The following is a 15,822-nucleotide window of genomic DNA, read 5'->3' as shown; positions in this document are numbered from 1 at the left end:
AGCGTTTCTGTCCGATGCGTGGCATTACGTGAATTCATTCACGAACTGTCGACAACCTCCGCCCGGCTGTCAGCCAGGGGGGAGTCTCAGTTCACCACAATGACTACCCGGCCCACGTCTTTCGCATGCCGGTAACCATGTGGCAGTACAAGGGTGACAAGTTCGTGACGCGTGTACAAGGGCTTTGTGTGTTCCGTCTCATCAAAGTTCATGTAGCGTCCGTCACAATAACCGCACGAATCATGGCAAAAGCGGACATAAGCCTACGCTCTCGCTCGTGCCTCGGGAGCGCCTCAGCGCCAGACGTTGCGCGCTCAAAATGCCACGCGGACGGCGTCCGGGATCGATGTCAGCGTGATGGTCTCGCGTTCGCCGATGTAGTCCCCGTCGACCTGGGCAGGCAACGGAACCGGTGATCGCAGTGTGAGTGTGGCCTGGTTGTGCAGCGTGACCACCCGTCGGCCGCGGGTGCCGTTGTGCCGGGTCGCCATCTGTGCAACCGACGACAGTGTCGGCAGGAGGCCGAGACTGGTCAGCCCGAAGACGTCCAGGCCGGCATTGAAATCGGCCTGCGGCGTCGGCCGCAACGGCAGGTTGCCCAGGTAGGTCCAGGGCGAGCAGTTGCTGATGATGGCCACGGCCACGCCGGTGACCGGGTCGATGCCGGGAGCCTCCAAGGTGATGCTGCCGTGACGGCGGTTCCGCTGCGCGAAATACCGGCGCAGTGCTGTGCGCACGTACAGCGCGGGGGTGGCTTTGCGTCCCGCCGTGCGCGCCTCCTCGACCGCGCGGATAACGTCGGCGTCCAGCCCGAAGCCGGCGGCGAAAGTGAAGTAGCGCTGGTCCAGGCGACCGAGTCCGAGCGGATGCCGCCGGCCGGTGCGGAGTGCGTCCAGCAACAGGCCGGTCGCCTCCACCGGATTCTCTGGTATGCCCAGATTGCGGGCGAGAACGTTGGTGCTGCCGCCCGGCACGATGGCGAGGTCCGGCAAGTCGCCGTCGCCGCCGCCGTCCAGCACGCCGTTGACCAGTTCGTTGATGGTGCCGTCACCGCCGACGGCGACGACGAGCTCGAACCGCTTCTCCCGCGCCTGGCGGCCGAGGTCCGTCGCATGGTCTCGGTGAGTGGTCGCGACCACGTCGAGGTCCATGTCGTTGCCCAGGGCTGACAGCAGCACATCGCGAGTGCGCTCCGACGTGGTCGTAGCGTTGGGGTTGACCACGACAAGTGCTCGCATATGCACCACTTTAAGGCGGACTACTGCGACGGCTCGCCGGGGTCTGCGGTGAGGGTGCGGCGCAGATGCGCCAGCGTGCGTGATAGGAGCCGCGAGACGTGCATCTGGGAGATCCCGAGTTCGTCGGCGATCTGCGACTGGGTCATGCCCCGGAAGAAGCGGAGCACGATGATCCGGCGCTCCCGGTCGGGCAGCCCGGCCAGGATCCGGCTGACCGCCTCCCGGTTCTCCACGCCCTCCAGGGCCTTGTCTTCGTGGCCGATCGCCTCCAGCGGCGCGGCACCGTCCTGATCCAGCCCCGGTTCGGGGGCGTCCAGGGACACCGCGCTGTACGCCGTCGCCGACTCCAACGCCTCCAAGACCGCGTCCTCGCCGATGTTCAGCGCCGCCGCCAGCTCGCTGACCGTCGGCGATCTGCCGAGCGCGTGGGTGAGCTCCGTGGTGACGGAGCTGATCGACAGGCGTAGCTCCTGCAGCCGCCGCGGCACGCGCACGGCCCAGCCCTTGTCCCGGAACCACCGTTTGATCTCGCCGAGGATCGTCGGCGTGGCGTAGGTGGAGAACTCGACGCCGCGCCGCGGATCATAGCGGTCGAGCGACTTGATCAGACCGATCGTCGCCACCTGGACCAGATCCTCGTACGGTTCCCCGCGCCCGGAGAATCGCCGGGCCAGGTGCTCGGCGAGCGGCAGATGCAAGGTGGTGAGCCGATTCCGCGTCTGCAGGCGCTCCGGGTCGTCTGGACCGAGGCCGGCGAGCTTGAACAGCAGCTCCCGGCTCTCGTCGCGGTCGATGGTGGTCTGCTCCACCGCCGGTCAGCCCCGCTCCTTGCGCAGCATGATGACGACTCCGTCGCCGGTCGCCGACGAGCGCACGTCTCCGGCCAGCGCCGACAGGACCGTCCAGGCGAAGCTGTCCGGGCCGGGTAGCTCTGAGCGGGAGGCGGCGACCGACACGTGCACCTCGAGCGCATCGTTCTGCAGCTCGAAGCGGCATTGCAGGTTGGCGCCGGGTTCGGCGATGGGAAGCAGCATCGCGCAGGCCTCGTCCACAGCGATCCGGAGATCCTCGATATCGTCCAGCGTAAGCCCAAGGCGCGCACCTAGGCCCGCCGACGTGGTGCGCAACACCGCAAGGTACGCGCTCGACGCGGGCACGCTCAGCTCCACAAGATCTCCTGTGGCGGCTTGCGGTTCGCTCACCTGGCCTCCTGACGCGAAAGATCCATCCGCCCGACAGCCTGTCACATCCACATGAAGGCGCAACTTCAACGCGGTGGGCCTCAGGCTACCTCGCCCGGAGTCCGTTCCCGTCAACGACCTATGCCGGTGCTCACAGCACCTTGGAGAGGAACGACTGGGTGCGCGTGTGGCGGGGGTTGGCGAGCACGTCGCGCGGGTTGCCCTCCTCGACGATCATGCCGTCGTCCATGAACACCAGGTCGTCGCCGACCTCACGGGCGAAGCCCATCTCATGGGTGACCACCATCATGGTCATGCCGCTGCCGGCAAGGTTGCGCATGACGTCGAGCACGTCGCCGACGAGCTCGGGATCCAGCGCCGACGTCGGCTCATCGAACAGCATCATGTCCGGATTCATCGAAAGCGACCGAGCGATGGCGGCGCGTTGTTGCTGCCCGCCGGACAGATGCGCCGGATATGCGTCGGCCTTGTCCAGCAGGCCCACCCGCTCCAGGTTCTGCCGGGCGACCTCGGCGGCTTCCTCCTTTCCGCGTCCCAGTACGCGCCGCTGCGCGAGGGTGAGGTTGCGCAGGACGGACAGGTGCGGGAACAGGTTGAACTGCTGGAACACCATGCCGATCCGGGTGCGCACCTTATCCACGTCGATCTCGGGGTCGAGGATGTCGATCCCCTCCACCCGCAACTGACCCGCCGTCGGCTCCTCGAGCCGGTTCACACAGCGCAGCAGCGTCGACTTGCCGGAACCGCTGGGCCCGATCACGCACACCACCTGGCCGGCCTTGACGGTGAGGCTCACGCCCTTGAGCACCTCGAGCTCGCCGAACCTCTTGTACAGGTCGACCACCTCGATGGCGGGGACGTCCGTCGGAGGGGTAGGGAACTCGGTCATCGTGACCTCGCCATCCGTCGCTCGAGCACAGCCACGAGCCGGGTGAGCGGGATCGTGATAAACAGGTAGAGCATCGCGGCCATCAACAACGGAGTGCCGTTGAAGTACACCGACTGGGCATCGCGAGTGAACGTCGTCAGCTCCTTGGTCTGAATCGTCGAGCCGGCGATGAACAGCAGCGACGTATCCTTGATCAGCAGGACGAATTCGTTCGTCAAGGGAGGCACGATGATCCGGAACGCCTGCGGAAGGATGACGGATACCATCGTCCACGACGGGGACATGCCAAGCGAGCGTGCGGCCTCGGCCTGTCCCTTGGGAACGCCTTGGATCCCCGCTCTGATCGTCTCGGCCATGTAGGCGCCGGCGACCAAGATGAGTCCGACGAGTCCGGCGCCGACCTGACCGAAAGGTACCCGTATCTCCAGCGCGATGGGCAGCACGTAGGCCATCGCGAAGATGGTCAGCAGCGCCGGCAGGCCTCGGAATAGCTCGATATAGCCGGTGGCCAACCAGCGATAGGGACCGATCGTCGACAGCTTCATCAGGGCCAGCACGATGCCGAGTATCAGGCCGCCGATGAAGGCGACCACGGTGAACAACAGAGTGTTCTTCGCCGCGATCGTGATGATCTCCGGGAACTGCTCGCGCGCGATATCGATCTGGAGGAACTGCTGGCGCAGCCGGCCCCAGTCCGCTGCCAGAGCGACCAGGGCCACGAAAGCGACGAAAATCGCGTAGAGGATGCCCCTACGGAGCCTTCTACGTGTGGTTCTGCGCACTGTGAAGGTGTCCCCGAGCCTTAGGAGTCGGTCGAGAAGTACGTGTTGTAGATCTCGTCATACGTACCGTTGTCGCGGAGCTCCTGAAGTTGCTCGTTGACCGCTGCCAGCAGCGCGGGCTTCTCGTCCTTGGGGAAGGCGAAGCCGTACTGCTCGTCGGTCTCGTACGTCTCGACGATGTGGTATCCCTCGTCCGCTGTGGCGTGCTCATCGTTGACCGGGAAGTCCTGCAGGATGCCTGCGATGGTGCCTGCCTGCAAGGCCGGCCAGAGTTCTCCGTCGCTCGGGAAGTCGGTGATCTCGGTGTCTTCCGGCGCGTTCTCCTCGGCGTAGGCCTTGCCTGTGGTGCCTTGCTGGACGCCGAGTGCCTGACCGGCAAGATCGTCAAGTGAATCGATGTCGGAATCCACCGGGACGAGGAGTGACTGCAGCGAGTCGTAGTAGGGATCGGAGAAGTCCAGGTTCTCCTTGCGCTCCTCGGTGATCGTCATGGCTGACGCTCCGAGATCGCATTGGCCGGCCGCGAGTACGGTGCCACTCTGCAGCGCGTCGAAGCCGACGTCCTGCACAACCAGCTCCAAACCGAGGCCGTCGGCGATGGCTTGGACGATGTCGATATCGAATCCGCTGTAGCCGCTCGGTGCGTCCGAGTCCTCGATCTCGAAAGGCGGGTACGGGACGTCCGAGCACACGGTGAGCGTGCCGTCGGAGACGAGCTCGAGATCCTCGCTTGCCGGTGCGCCCTCGCCATCGGCGGCAGGCGTGTCTTCACCGTTCGACGTGGTGGTCGGCTCATCGTCGTCGCCACAGGCGGAGAGGAGCAACAGGCCGGCGGCAGCGGCGCCGAGGATCGCCCGGCGCATGAATGGCGTGGACATAAGGTCTCCCAGGGTGCGGTTGTTCTACTGCTCAGTAGCGTCGCAGGAATTTTGCCACTTTTGTGCGGCAATCCTGTCATCTTCCGGCCACGATCAGGTAAAGATGCAGGCGGATTTCCGGTTTCACTATCGGACGCGACATGACAGAATGCAACTCTCGCGGGTGACCCCCGTCGCCGGTCATGCCTGTGCCGCGGCATCACGTATCGCCAGGTTCGCCGGCTTTCCAGCTCTCTACTCTGCTCATCTGCCCGAAGAAGGGGTCATCCATGGTCGCCGAACTCATCCCGCACCAACCTGATGCCGATACGCTGACCGACCGCGCGGTCGAGTTGCACCGAGGCGGCAAGCTCGAGGTCCGGTCCACTGTCCCCGTCCGGGACGCCGGGGACCTGTCTCTCGCGTATACGCCCGGCGTGGCCCGGGTGTGCACAGCGATCGCCGACGCGCCGGCGTTGGTGAATGAGCTGACCTGGAAGGGCAACACGGTCGCCGTGGTGACCGACGGGTCTGCCGTGCTCGGGTTGGGAGACATCGGCCCCGAAGCCGCGCTTCCCGTCATGGAGGGCAAAGCGCTGCTGTTCAAGGAGTTCGCCAAGGTCGACGCGGTTCCGGTTTGCCTGGACTGCCGGGACGTCGACGAGCTGGTGGAGACCGTCGCCCGGATGGCGCCGACGTTCGGCGGGATCAATCTGGAGGACATCTCCGCGCCCCGCTGCTTCGAGGTCGAGCGCCGGCTGCAGGAGCGGCTCGATATCCCGGTCTTCCACGACGACCAGCACGGGACCGCCGTCGTCGTGGCCGCCGCGCTGGTGAACGCGCTGCGGTTGACCGGCCGTGTGCTCTCCGACACCCGCGTCGTCGTCTCCGGCGCGGGCGCCGCCGGCGTCGCCGTGGCGAGGATCCTGCTGTCGATGGGAGCGCGCGACCTGGTGGTCGCCGATCGGCAGGGCGCGATCCACCCCGGCCGGGAGGGGCTGAGCCCGATCAAGCGCGAGATGGCCGAGGCGACCAATCCGGAGCGGCGTCGTGGGAGCGTGCACGACGTCCTGGACGGCGCGGACGTCTTCATCGGCGTGTCGGGCGGCACGGTGGACGAGAGTTCGGTCGCCCGGATGGCGCCGGAGGCGATCGTCTTCGCGCTGGCGAATCCGGACCCCGAGGTGCATCCGACACTCGCACGCCGGCACGCAGCGGTCGTCGCGACGGGGCGGAGCGACTTTCCGAACCAGATCAACAATGTGCTGGCGTTCCCGGGCATCTTCCGGGGCGCTCTGGACGTGCGGGCAAGCCGGATCTCCGAGGGAATGAAACAGGCCGCGGCGGAGGCGCTGGCGGAGATCGTCGGCGACGAGCTCACCGCGGACTACGTCGTTCCCGGCCCGTTCGACCCGCGCGTGGCGCCCGCGGTCGCCGACGCCGTCGCCGGGGCGGCGCGCGCCGAGAACGTGGCCCGTATCTGACCTCGCACGTCCGAAGTCTCGACATTGTCCATGCGTGCGCAGGGACGATGTCGAGACGTTCGGGCGTCGATCACGTGGCCGGTAGGGTCGGAGCATGTTCGCCGCATACGCTGAACGCTTCGATGCCGACGAGCCGCTCAACGGGCTCGCCCTGGGAGAACGGCCGGAGCCCGCGGTTCCGGACGGCTGGACCGTGGTCGACGTGCGAGCCTCGTCGCTGAACCACCACGACGTGTGGTCGCTGCGCGGCGTGGGGCTGGACGAGAGCCGGCTTCCGATGATCCTCGGGTGCGACGCCGCCGGGGTCGACCAGGACGGCAACGACGTCGTGGTGCACGCGGTCGTCTCCGACCCGGCCTGGCTGGGCGACGAGACACTGGATCCGCGACGTTCGCTGCTCTCCGAGCGCCATCCGGGCACGTTCGCCGCACAGGTGGCGGTGCCACGGCGGAACCTGGTGCCGAAGCCGGCCGGGCTGTCCTACGAGGAGGCCGCGTGCCTGCCGACCGCCTGGCTGACGGCGTATCGCATGCTGTTCACCCAGGCGCAGGTCACGCCGGGACAGACGGTCCTTGTTCAAGGCGCCGGCGGAGGGGTGGCGACGGCCCTGATCCGGCTGGCGTCGGCGGCCGGGATCCGGGTCTGGGTAACCTCACGCGACCCGGAGAAGGCGGAGCGCACCCGGGACTTCGGAGCGGACCGCGTATTTCCCACAGGCGAACGGCTACCGGAGCGGGTCGACGCGGTCATGGAGACGGTCGGCGCCGCCACGTGGAAGCATTCATTGCGCTCCCTGCGGCCCGGTGGCGCCGTGGTCATCTGCGGGGCGACGTCCGGTCTGACCGGGGAGACGGAGCTGAACCGGGTGTTCTTCCTTCAGCTGCGGGTGCTCGGCTCCACCATGGGCACCCGCGACGAGCTGGGCCGGCTGCTCGCCTTCTGCGAGCGCACCGGTGTCCGCCCGTTGATCGACCGGTCGCTGCCGCTCTCCGAGGCGCGTGACGGCTTCGCCGCGATGGCGCGTGGCGACGTCTTCGGCAAGATCGTCTTCACGCACTAGCCTCGTCGACGACGTGGCGAAGGTAGCGTTCGGGGGCATCGAGGAACGAGCGCCAGTTGCGCACCAGGTCCAGGTCCTCCCACGCGGTCTCCCGTAATCCCCAGTCTCCGACCTCCAGGATGGTGGCTCCCGGGATGGAGGCCACGATGGGCGAGTGCGTCGCGACGACGACCTGGCCGCCTGCCGTCGCGATCTGATGCAGCACGCCGACCAGGGCCAGGCATCCGCTGAAGGACAGCGCCGACTCCGGTTCGTCCAGGCAGTAGAAGCCCGGCGAATCGAACCGGGTATTCAGCACCTCCAGGAAGGATTCGCCGTGGCTCATCTCGTGGAAGGCCGGTTCGCGCCGGCGCGCATAGGGGTTGGGATTCTCCTCCAGGTAGCTGAAGAAGCCGTGCATCGTTTCGGCGCGGAGAAAGAAGCCCCAGCGTGGAGCCCCGATGCCGCGGTCGATGTGGATGGCTCGATGCAGCTCGGACTCGGACGGCCGGGTCGAGTGCGATGCGTGCGCGGAGCCGCCCTCGGGTGAGAAACCGAACGCGAGCCCGACGCCCTCGACCAGTGTCGACTTGCCGCTGCCGTTCTCACCCACCAGCACGGTGACGGACGGGAGTTCCCACCCGTGGTCGATCAGGTGCCGGACCGCCGGCAGACTCCACGGCCACACGCGCGTGTCGACCTCCAGGTCAGGTGGCGGCCGGAACTCGATCCGTCGTACCGGCCGGCGATCGACCGGGCTCACGACGCGTCGTCGGCCGCGCCCCGCCGCTTCTTCACCGGCTCCGGAGGCGGCTCCACGCCGAGCCATCGATACCAGCCTTCGTGCAGGATCACGTAGGCGAGCAGCCCGTAGCCGGCCTGGTTCGGGTGGATGCCGTCCTCGGCGCGAGCCTCGTCCCAAGCGTGGTGCTCGGCGAGCGGGTGGTACGTCGAGATGTACGGCACGTCGCGGCTCTGGCAGAGCGCGGCGAAGGCGGCGTCCAGGTCATGAATGCGGGCGCGCAACTCGGCGTCACCGAGCGGCGGGGGGCCGATCACCAGAGCCGGCACATCCATCGACGCAAGCCCGAACTGCAGGGCCGCGGCTGACCGTGCCGGATCGACGCCGAGGTTCGCATCGTTCACGCCGGTCGCGACGACGATCCGATGCTCGTCGCCGTGTGCGAAGCGGGGCGCACACTCCATCGGGATCCGGAGCACCACCTCCTCGGTGGTCTGCCGGCGGACGCCCAGCTGGTACGTGGTCAGCTCGAGCCCGGTGGACGGCGGAGTGCGCGCGGCCACTCGCCCGACCCAGCCGAGCGCCTTGGGGTCGCCGAAGCCGGCCACGAGAGAGTCTCCGAACACGCACACCCTGACGTCACGCACCGCCCCATCCTCCCACGTGTGATCCGTCGCCGCCGGGGGCGTGGCGGTGATGCCCGCCGCGCCCGTGGCGGACGGCACGTCGACCGCCCCGGGCCGGGGGCGACGGAGGCGGCGACCGCTCAGTCGTCCGTCTCGTCGTCGTCCAGCCGGGCCAGATAGGTGGCCAGCCGCTCCACGGCGGTCTCGAACTCCGGATTCTCGTCGACGAAGTCACGCAACTGCTCGGCGAGCCAGCCGAGGGTGACCTGCTCGTCACCCCGGCGCTGCTCGAGCTCCTCGATTCCGCGGTCGGTGAAGTACACGCAATGCTCCCGAGGGACCGTACGTACGTAGCCGCGACGCCGTTGTCTGCGGCGATCCTGCTCACTCTGACATAATCCTGCCGCGTCCGGTGCCGGTATCGGCGCCCGCGCCAACCATGAACCCTGCCACGCGCCCCACTGCCATGTCACGCGAGCACCGCCGAGCCGCGTGACGGGAGCCGTCATGATGAGATGCGAGTTCAGTGCGTCATAGCGCCCTGAACTCGCATCCCATGCGTCACATTCCGGCGGTGCCGGATGACGATGTCAGGCGAACGCCGCGTCGTGCAGCTCGTTCTGCTCCTCGATGTGCCGGTTCGGCGATCCGACCGCCGGCGACGTGCTGGCCGGCCGGGTGACATGGTGCAACGGCAGGCCGTCCGGCAGCCGCGACGGCAGATGCAGGGCCAGGAACGGCCAGGGACCCATGTTCTCCGGCTCATCCTGCACCCAGCGGACCTCGCGCAGGTTCGGGTACGCCGCGAGCTCCGCGTTGATCTGCTCGGTCGCCAGCGGGTAGAGCTGCTCCAGCCGGACGATGGCTGTGCGGTCGTCCGAGCGCTTCTCCCGCGTGTTCAACAACTCCCAGGTGATCTTGCCGCTGCACAGCAGCACCCGTTCCACCTTGTTCGGATCGATGTCGCCGGGGTCGCCCAGAACCGGTCGGAAGGTGGTGGACCCGGTGAAGTCATCGGGCTCGGAGATCGCCCGCTTGCTGCGCAACATCGACTTCGGGGTGAAGACGATCAGCGGCTTGTGGTGCGCCGCCAGCGTGTGTAGCCGGAGCAGGTGGAAGTACGACGCCGGCGTGGACGGCTGCGCCACCCGGAACGCCTCCTCGGCGGCCATCAGCATGAAGCGCTCGATCCGGGCCGACGAGTGGTCCGCGCCCTGCCCCTCGTAGCCGTGCGGGAGCAGCAACACGACACCGGAGCGCTGGCCCCACTTGGCCTCACCGGATGTGAGGAATTCGTCGATGATCGTCTGGGCGCCGTTGACGAAGTCCCCGAACTGCGCCTCCCACAGCACCAGCGATTCCGGCCGGGCCACCGAATACCCGTACTCGAAGCCCATCGCGGCGAACTCGGAGAGCAACGAGTCATAGACGTAGAACTTGGCCTGCTGCTCGTCCAGATTCTGGAGCGGTATCCAGGGCTCACCGGTATGCCGGTCCACGACGGCGGCGAACCGCTGCACGAACGTGCCGCGCCGGCTGTCCTGTCCCGCCAACCGGACCGGACGCCCGTCCAATAGCAGCGAGCCGAACGCGGTGATCTCGGCGGTGGCCCAGTCGATGCCGCCGTCCGTCAGCATCGCCGCTCGTCGCTGGATCTGTGGCAGCACCTTCGGGTGGACCGTGAACCCGTCCGGCACGTTGAGGTGTGCGTCGGCGATCCGCTTGAGCACCTCAGACGTAACGGCCGTGACGACCTCACCCTCGGGCTCGGGCTTCTCCGGGTAACTGGGCACCCGCGCCGCGGCGGCGATCTCCGCCTGCCGGGTCTCGGCGAACACCCGCTCCAGCTGCTGCTGGTAGTCGGCCATCGCCTGCTCGGCCTCTTCGATGGTGATGTCCCCGCGGCCGACCAGCGCCTCGGTGTACAGCTTGCGCACCGGGCGCTTGGCCTTGATCAGGTCGTACATCAGCGGCTGCGTGTAGCTCGGGTCGTCGCCTTCGTTGTGGCCGCGCAGCCGGTAGCAGACCATGTCGATGACGACGTCCTTGTTGAACGCCTGCCGGAAGTCGAAGGCCATCCGGGCGACCCGGGCGCAGGCCTCGGGATCGTCGCCGTTGACGTGGAAGATCGGCGCCTGCACCGTGCGCGCGACGTCCGTGCAGTATGTGGACGAGCGCGACTGTTCGGGCGAGGTGGTGTAGCCCACCTGGTTGTTCACGACGACGTGCACCGTGCCTCCGGTGCGGTAGCCGCGCAACTGGGACAGGTTGAGGGTCTCGGCGACGACGCCTTGACCGGCGAACGCCGCGTCCCCGTGCACGAGGATCGGCAGCACCGGGAACTCCTCGCCCCGGTCCAGGATGTCCTGCTTGGCGCGGGCGATGCCCTCCAGGACGGGGTTGACCGCCTCCAGGTGGCTCGGGTTGGCGCTCAGCGAGACCTTGATCTTCGACCCGTCCAGCGCCGTGTACTCGCCGTCCGCGCCGAGGTGGTACTTGACGTCGCCGGAGCCCTGGACACTTCGCGGGTTGATGTTGCCCTGGAACTCGCCGAAGATCTGGGCGTAGCTCTTGCCGACGATGTTCGCCAGCACGTTCAGCCGGCCCCGGTGCGCCATGCCGATGGTGACCTCGTCCAGGCCGGACTCGGCCGATGCGGCGACCACCTCGTCCAGGATCGGGATCAGCGACTCGCCGCCCTCCAGCGAGAACCGTTTCTGGCCGACGTACTTGGTCTGCAGGAATGACTCGAAGGCCTCGGCCTGGTTCAGCTTGAGCAGGATGCGCAGCTGCTCCTCGCGCGGCGTCAGGTCCACCGGCTTCTCGACCCGGGCCTGGATCCAGCGCCGCTGCTCCGGCTCCTGGATGTGCATGTACTCGATACCGACGGTGCGACAGTACGCGTTGCGCAGCACGCCGAGGATGTCCCGGAGCAGCATGAACCGCTTGCTGCCGCCGAACGAGCCGGTGGCGAACTCCCGATCCAGGTCCCACAGCGTCAGGCCGTGCGTGGTGACATCCAGGTCGGGGTGGCTGCGCTGCTTGTACTCCAGCGGGTCCGTGTCGGCCATGAGGTGCCCGCGCACCCGGTAGGCGTGGATGAGCTCCAGCACCCGGGCCTGCTTGCTGACCTCGTCCTCGTGGCTGGAGGTGACGTCCGTCGCCCAGCGGATCGGTTCGTACGGGATCCGCAACGCGCGGAAGATCTCGTCGTAGAAGTCGTGCTCGCCGAGCAGCAGCTGATGGATCAGCCGCAGGAACTCCCCGCTCTGCGCACCCTGGATGATCCGGTGATCATAGGTGCTGGTGAGCGTCATGGTCTTGGAGACACCGATGCGGGCAAGCGTCTCCGGCGCGGCCCCTTGGTACTCGGCCGGGTACTCCATGGCGCCGACGCCGATGATGGTGCCCTGACCCTTCATCAGCCGCGGTACCGAGTGCACGGTCCCGATCGTTCCGGGGTTGGTCAGGCTGATCGTGGTGCCCACGAAGTCGTCGATGGCGAGCTTGCCGTCGCGGGCGCGACGGATCAGGTCTTCATAGGCGGACCAGAACTCGGCGAAGTTGAGCGTCTCCGCCTTCTTGATGCTCGGCACCAGCAGCTGCCGGGTCCCGTCCGACTTCTTCATGTCGATGGCGAGGCCCAGGTTGACGTGCGGTGGCTTGACCAAGGCGGGCTTGCCGGCTTCCGTCTCGGTGTAGGAGTAGTTCATGTCCGGCATCTGATTCAGCGCCTTGACCAGCGCGAAACCGATGATGTGGGTGAACGAGACCTTGCCGCCCCGGGACCGGGCCAGATGATTGTTGATGACGATCCGGTTGTCCACCAGCAGCTTGGCCGGCACCGCTCGCACGCTGGTCGCGGTCGGCAGCTCCAGGCTGGACTCCATGTTCGTCGCGGTGCGCGCCGGTGCCCCGCGCAGCTGGACGACCTCTTCCGTCGCCGCGTCCTCTGCGCCCGATTCGTCCTGCGGCGCGCTGCGCACCGGCGCCTGCGGCCGGTCATGCGCGGACTGCGGCGGGGGTGCCGGGCTGGCAGAGGTGGCGCGGGCGGTTTCCTTGGGCTGGGGTGCGGGACGGGAGCCGGCTGGCGCGGCCTGTGGGGTCACGGTGGTCCTCGTGGTGGAGCGAGTGGACGTGGTTGTGGAGGTGGAGTTGTTGCCGGACGGGCCGCCGCCGGAATCGTCGGCACGGCCGGCCTCACCGGCATGGGACGCGAAATAGTCCGCCCATTGTTGATCGACACTCGAAGGATCCTTGAGCCAGCTCGCGTACAGCTCTTCAACGAGCCAGTCGTTCGGTCCGAACCCCGTCGGCGGGCCGGTGGGAGCCACGGTCGCGATCGCCTACTTTCGGTCTGAAGAATCCGCCGCTGCTCCCATACAGGTTAGTCCCCGTTCGTGACGCTCGCATGGCGGCTCCTGTGGTCTAGGTCACGTCCCGGCGTATCCGGGACTTCCCTGAGCCGGCCCCGATCTCGGCGCCGACACCTGGAACCGTCGTTGGTCAGGCGTTAACCTGCGAAGACACCTGCCGTCGCCCGGAGGTCGCCTGCCGTGATCGATCGATACGTCGCCGCGCTCCGTCGCGAGCTGCGCGGACCCGTGCTGCTGCGTATGAGCATGGTGCGGGAGGTGCGCGACGGTCTCCGGGACGCCGCCGACGCCCATCGTGACGCCGGCGCGTCGCCGCGTGCGGCGGAACGTCTGGCGGTGCAGGAGTTCGGCCCGGTGGAGATCGTCGCGGCCGGATTGCGCGAGGAGCTCGCGGCGTCCACCGGCCGATACCTGCTGACCGTCCTGGCGACGCTCGGGGTCGCTCAGATCATGCTCGAGCAGCACACCTGGGGTGCGGCGGCGGCAGCCCAGGACTGGCCGCGGCCGAGCGCCGGTTACCTGACGTTCGCACAGGCCGTGGACATCATGAACATCGTCGTCCTGCTCGCGGCCGGGCTAGGCGTGCTCGTGCTGGGGCGCGGGTCGCGGGTGGTGCAGACCCGTATGGCGGTGCGGGTGGTGGCGATCGGGGTGGTGATCGACGCGGTCCTGGGGTTGGGATCCGGCGGGGCGCTCACCCTGCTCGCTCCGCAATCGCCCACCGCCTGGCAGGGGCCGGAGATCGCCGCCATGACCGGGCTGACGGTGGTGTCCACGTCCTGGTGCGTGTGGCTGGCCTACCGTTGCCTGCGGCTGACGTCACGACGCCGGGTGGACCCCGAGAATCCTGCCGACCACGCCGCTGAGTTCCCGCCACTCCCGCTGCCGCGCGGCTAACTCGGCCCGCCCGGATCCGGTGAGCTCGTACGTGCGGCGTCTGCGCCCGCCGACGACCGCCCAACTGCTGCGCAGGTAGCCGAACCGTTCGAGGCGCCGCAGCGCCGGATAGAGCGTTCCGGTCGGGACGTCCAGCGCTCCGTCGCTCTGCTGGTGCAGTACTTCGCAGATGCCGTAGCCGTGCAGCGGTGCGTCCTCGACGACGGCCAGGATCATCCCGTCCAGATGTCCGCGGAGCGCGTCGGCCTGCATGTAGGCAGTCTACAGGTCGCATATGTAGACTGCCTACACGTAGATCGCCGACATATCGAGGAGAGTGATGAGCGCGCTCGACCTGTCGCGGCTCCAGTTCGCGCTGACCGCGATCTTTCACTTCCTGTTCCTCGCGCTGACGCTCGGGCTGGCGCCGATCGTCGCCGTCATGCAGACCCGATGGGCAGTCACCGGGCGGGCGGTCCATGAGCGGCTGACCCGGTTCTGGGGACAGATCTACGTGGTCAATTACGCGATGGGGATCGTCATCGGGCTTGTGCTCGAGTTCCAGTTCGGTTTGCATTGGTCCGGCCTGATGGAGTTCGCCGGCGGTGTCGTCGGGGCGCCGCTGGCCACCGAGACCCTGGTGGCGTTCTTCTTGGAGTCCACCTTCCTGGGCATGTGGATCTTCGGCTGGAACCAGGTGCACCGATGGGTGCACACCGCATTGATCTGGCTGGTTGTCGTCACCGCGTACCTGTCGGCGTACTGGGTCATGGTCGCCAACGGATTCCTGCAGGAGCCCGTCGGGTATGTGCTGGAGAACGGGGTCGCGCGGATCGAGGACTTCGGCGCTCTGCTCACCAATCAGCAGGCGATCGGCGCGCTGTTGCACCTCATCCCCGCGTGCCTGCTGCTGGCGAGTGTCGTCATGGTCGGCGTGTGTTCCTGGCATTTCCTGCACGGCACCCCTGAGGTCGACTTCTTCCGGCGTTCGCTGCGCATCGGCGTCGTCGTGGGCGCGGTCGCGTCGTCGCTCGTCGTCGGTTTCGGATTCGGCCAGTTCGAATACCTGACCGAAGGCAAGGAGCTCGCGTTCGGCGCGAGCGCCGAGGAGCGGGCGGCGTTCCAGGCGGAGATGGAAGCGCGGCACGGCCCCGGCGACTGGACGCCACCGACGTGGGTCTCCGCCGCCTGGCCGGTGATGGAGAACATCGGGCACCTGTATTCCGCGATCTTCCTCGGTCTGCTGTTCTTCCTGATCAAGAACGCCTTCGACCGGACCCGGCCGGCATTTCTGCGGCGGTTCTGGCATCGGTTCTACGTGTGGACGATCCCGCTGCCGTTCATCGCGGTGACCTGCGGCTGGCTGCTGCGTGAGGTGGGTCGGCAGCCGTGGGCGGTCTACGGCGAACTCACCGTGGCCGACGCGGTGTCACCGCGCGGCGCCGGGGCGGTGCTGGCCAGCCTGCTGGTTCTGGGCACGGTCATCGCGGTGCTGGCGGCGCTGGACTGGTGGTTGATCGCGCGCCTCGCCAGGCGCGGCCCGGAACACGCCGTGCTGGGATCGCCGTTCGGCGGCTCCGTCGAGCGCACGCCCGAGGCGGCGGCCACGGCGCTGGAGACGTCGCCGGCAGCAGCGGCGGCGAGAGACGACGACGTCGCGGCGGTGCCGGGGCGGCGCGCCGGGGCGTGCACCGGCGCGGAGAGGTGACGC

The 15,822-nt window shown here is 67.8% G+C and carries 15 protein-coding genes; 4 read left to right on the top strand and 11 right to left on the bottom strand.

Annotated features, from left to right (window positions below; all coding sequences use genetic code 11):
• Positions 1–314: 314 nt before the first annotated feature.
• From G1H10_RS20495 to G1H10_RS20470, 6 genes are all read right to left on the bottom strand, one after another.
• On the bottom strand, positions 315–1,238 hold the full coding sequence (locus G1H10_RS20495) for a diacylglycerol/lipid kinase family protein (protein ID WP_163741213.1): 924 nt from the start codon (positions 1,236–1,238) through the stop codon (positions 315–317).
• A 20-nt stretch (positions 1,239–1,258) separates the two neighbouring features.
• Complete coding sequence (locus tag G1H10_RS20490; protein WP_163741211.1) at positions 1,259–2,047, bottom strand: RNA polymerase sigma factor SigF; 789 nt, start codon at positions 2,045–2,047, stop codon at positions 1,259–1,261.
• A gap of 6 nt (positions 2,048–2,053) precedes the next feature.
• A complete protein-coding gene (locus G1H10_RS20485; protein WP_163741209.1) occupies positions 2,054–2,440 on the bottom strand; it encodes an ATP-binding protein in 387 nt (128 codons plus the stop codon).
• A 130-nt stretch (positions 2,441–2,570) separates the two neighbouring features.
• Positions 2,571–3,329 carry an amino acid ABC transporter ATP-binding protein gene (locus tag G1H10_RS20480; RefSeq protein ID WP_163741208.1) on the bottom strand — a complete coding sequence of 253 codons (759 nt, stop codon included), beginning with the start codon at positions 3,327–3,329 and terminating at the stop codon, positions 2,571–2,573.
• Complete coding sequence (locus G1H10_RS20475) at positions 3,326–4,111, bottom strand: amino acid ABC transporter permease (RefSeq protein WP_163741206.1); 786 nt, start codon at positions 4,109–4,111, stop codon at positions 3,326–3,328. The genes G1H10_RS20480 and G1H10_RS20475 overlap by 4 nt, the downstream gene beginning before the upstream one ends.
• A gap of 20 nt (positions 4,112–4,131) precedes the next feature.
• Positions 4,132–4,989: a transporter substrate-binding domain-containing protein gene (locus G1H10_RS20470; RefSeq protein ID WP_216853483.1), complete on the bottom strand. Its 858-nt coding sequence runs from the start codon at positions 4,987–4,989 to the stop codon at positions 4,132–4,134.
• Positions 4,990–5,258: 269 nt separating this feature from the next.
• Between G1H10_RS20470 and G1H10_RS20465 the strand changes: the two genes are divergently transcribed.
• The gene (locus G1H10_RS20465) at positions 5,259–6,452 is read left to right on the top strand and encodes an NAD(P)-dependent malic enzyme (protein ID WP_163741204.1); all 1,194 of its coding nucleotides are present in this window, start codon (positions 5,259–5,261) and stop codon (positions 6,450–6,452) included.
• Between the two features lie 94 nt (positions 6,453–6,546).
• Positions 6,547–7,512 (top strand): zinc-binding dehydrogenase, encoded by a 966-nt coding sequence (locus tag G1H10_RS20460; protein WP_163741202.1) that lies wholly within the window; start codon positions 6,547–6,549, stop codon positions 7,510–7,512.
• On the opposite strand, the gene G1H10_RS20455 is transcribed toward G1H10_RS20460, so the two are convergent.
• From G1H10_RS20455 to G1H10_RS20440, 4 genes are all read right to left on the bottom strand, one after another.
• Positions 7,502–8,254 (bottom strand): AAA family ATPase, encoded by a 753-nt coding sequence (locus tag G1H10_RS20455; protein WP_163741199.1) that lies wholly within the window; start codon positions 8,252–8,254, stop codon positions 7,502–7,504. The genes G1H10_RS20460 and G1H10_RS20455 overlap by 11 nt on opposite strands.
• Positions 8,251–8,880 carry a GDSL-type esterase/lipase family protein gene (locus tag G1H10_RS20450; RefSeq protein WP_163741197.1) on the bottom strand — a complete coding sequence of 210 codons (630 nt, stop codon included), beginning with the start codon at positions 8,878–8,880 and terminating at the stop codon, positions 8,251–8,253. The genes G1H10_RS20455 and G1H10_RS20450 overlap by 4 nt, the downstream gene beginning before the upstream one ends.
• A 119-nt stretch (positions 8,881–8,999) precedes the next feature.
• Positions 9,000–9,182, bottom strand: coding sequence for a DUF6104 family protein (locus tag G1H10_RS20445; protein WP_163741195.1), 183 nt, complete (start codon positions 9,180–9,182; stop codon positions 9,000–9,002).
• 267 nt (positions 9,183–9,449) lie between these two features.
• Positions 9,450–13,202: a multifunctional oxoglutarate decarboxylase/oxoglutarate dehydrogenase thiamine pyrophosphate-binding subunit/dihydrolipoyllysine-residue succinyltransferase subunit gene (locus G1H10_RS20440; protein WP_163741336.1), complete on the bottom strand. Its 3,753-nt coding sequence runs from the start codon at positions 13,200–13,202 to the stop codon at positions 9,450–9,452.
• A gap of 213 nt (positions 13,203–13,415) precedes the next feature.
• On the opposite strand from G1H10_RS20440, the gene G1H10_RS32480 reads away from it, so the two are divergent.
• Complete coding sequence (locus G1H10_RS32480) at positions 13,416–14,132, top strand: permease prefix domain 1-containing protein (RefSeq protein ID WP_216853481.1); 717 nt, start codon at positions 13,416–13,418, stop codon at positions 14,130–14,132.
• On the opposite strand, the gene G1H10_RS20430 is transcribed toward G1H10_RS32480, so the two are convergent.
• A complete protein-coding gene (locus tag G1H10_RS20430) occupies positions 14,055–14,384 on the bottom strand; it encodes a helix-turn-helix transcriptional regulator (protein WP_163741193.1) in 330 nt (109 codons plus the stop codon). The genes G1H10_RS32480 and G1H10_RS20430 overlap by 78 nt on opposite strands.
• Before the next feature lie 67 nt (positions 14,385–14,451).
• Here G1H10_RS20430 and G1H10_RS20425 point away from each other — a divergent pair, with 67 nt between their 5' ends.
• Complete coding sequence (locus G1H10_RS20425; protein WP_163741191.1) at positions 14,452–15,819, top strand: cytochrome ubiquinol oxidase subunit I; 1,368 nt, start codon at positions 14,452–14,454, stop codon at positions 15,817–15,819.
• The last annotated feature ends 3 nt before the right edge of the window (positions 15,820–15,822 follow it).

The sequence above is a fragment of the Phytoactinopolyspora halotolerans genome (assembly GCF_010550675.1).
GTDB classification, from domain to species: Bacteria; Actinomycetota; Actinomycetes; order Jiangellales; family Jiangellaceae; genus Phytoactinopolyspora; species Phytoactinopolyspora halotolerans.
The sequence above is the reverse complement of the archived record's forward strand: the minus strand, read 5'-3'. Positions and strand labels throughout refer to the sequence as shown.

Excerpts from the sequence above, each read along its gene's own strand:
- G1H10_RS20495 (WP_163741213.1), bottom strand. The coding sequence starts at position 1,238 with ATGCGAGCACTTGTCGTGGTCAACCCCAACGCTACGACCACGTCGGAG.
- G1H10_RS20480 (WP_163741208.1), bottom strand. The coding sequence starts at position 3,329 with ATGACCGAGTTCCCTACCCCTCCGACGGACGTCCCCGCCATCGAGGTG.
- G1H10_RS20470 (WP_216853483.1), bottom strand. The coding sequence starts at position 4,989 with ATGTCCACGCCATTCATGCGCCGGGCGATCCTCGGCGCCGCTGCCGCC.
- G1H10_RS20465 (WP_163741204.1), top strand. The coding sequence starts at position 5,259 with ATGGTCGCCGAACTCATCCCGCACCAACCTGATGCCGATACGCTGACC.
- G1H10_RS20460 (WP_163741202.1), top strand. The coding sequence starts at position 6,547 with ATGTTCGCCGCATACGCTGAACGCTTCGATGCCGACGAGCCGCTCAAC.
- G1H10_RS20430 (WP_163741193.1), bottom strand. The coding sequence starts at position 14,384 with ATGCAGGCCGACGCGCTCCGCGGACATCTGGACGGGATGATCCTGGCC.
- G1H10_RS20425 (WP_163741191.1), top strand. The coding sequence starts at position 14,452 with ATGAGCGCGCTCGACCTGTCGCGGCTCCAGTTCGCGCTGACCGCGATC.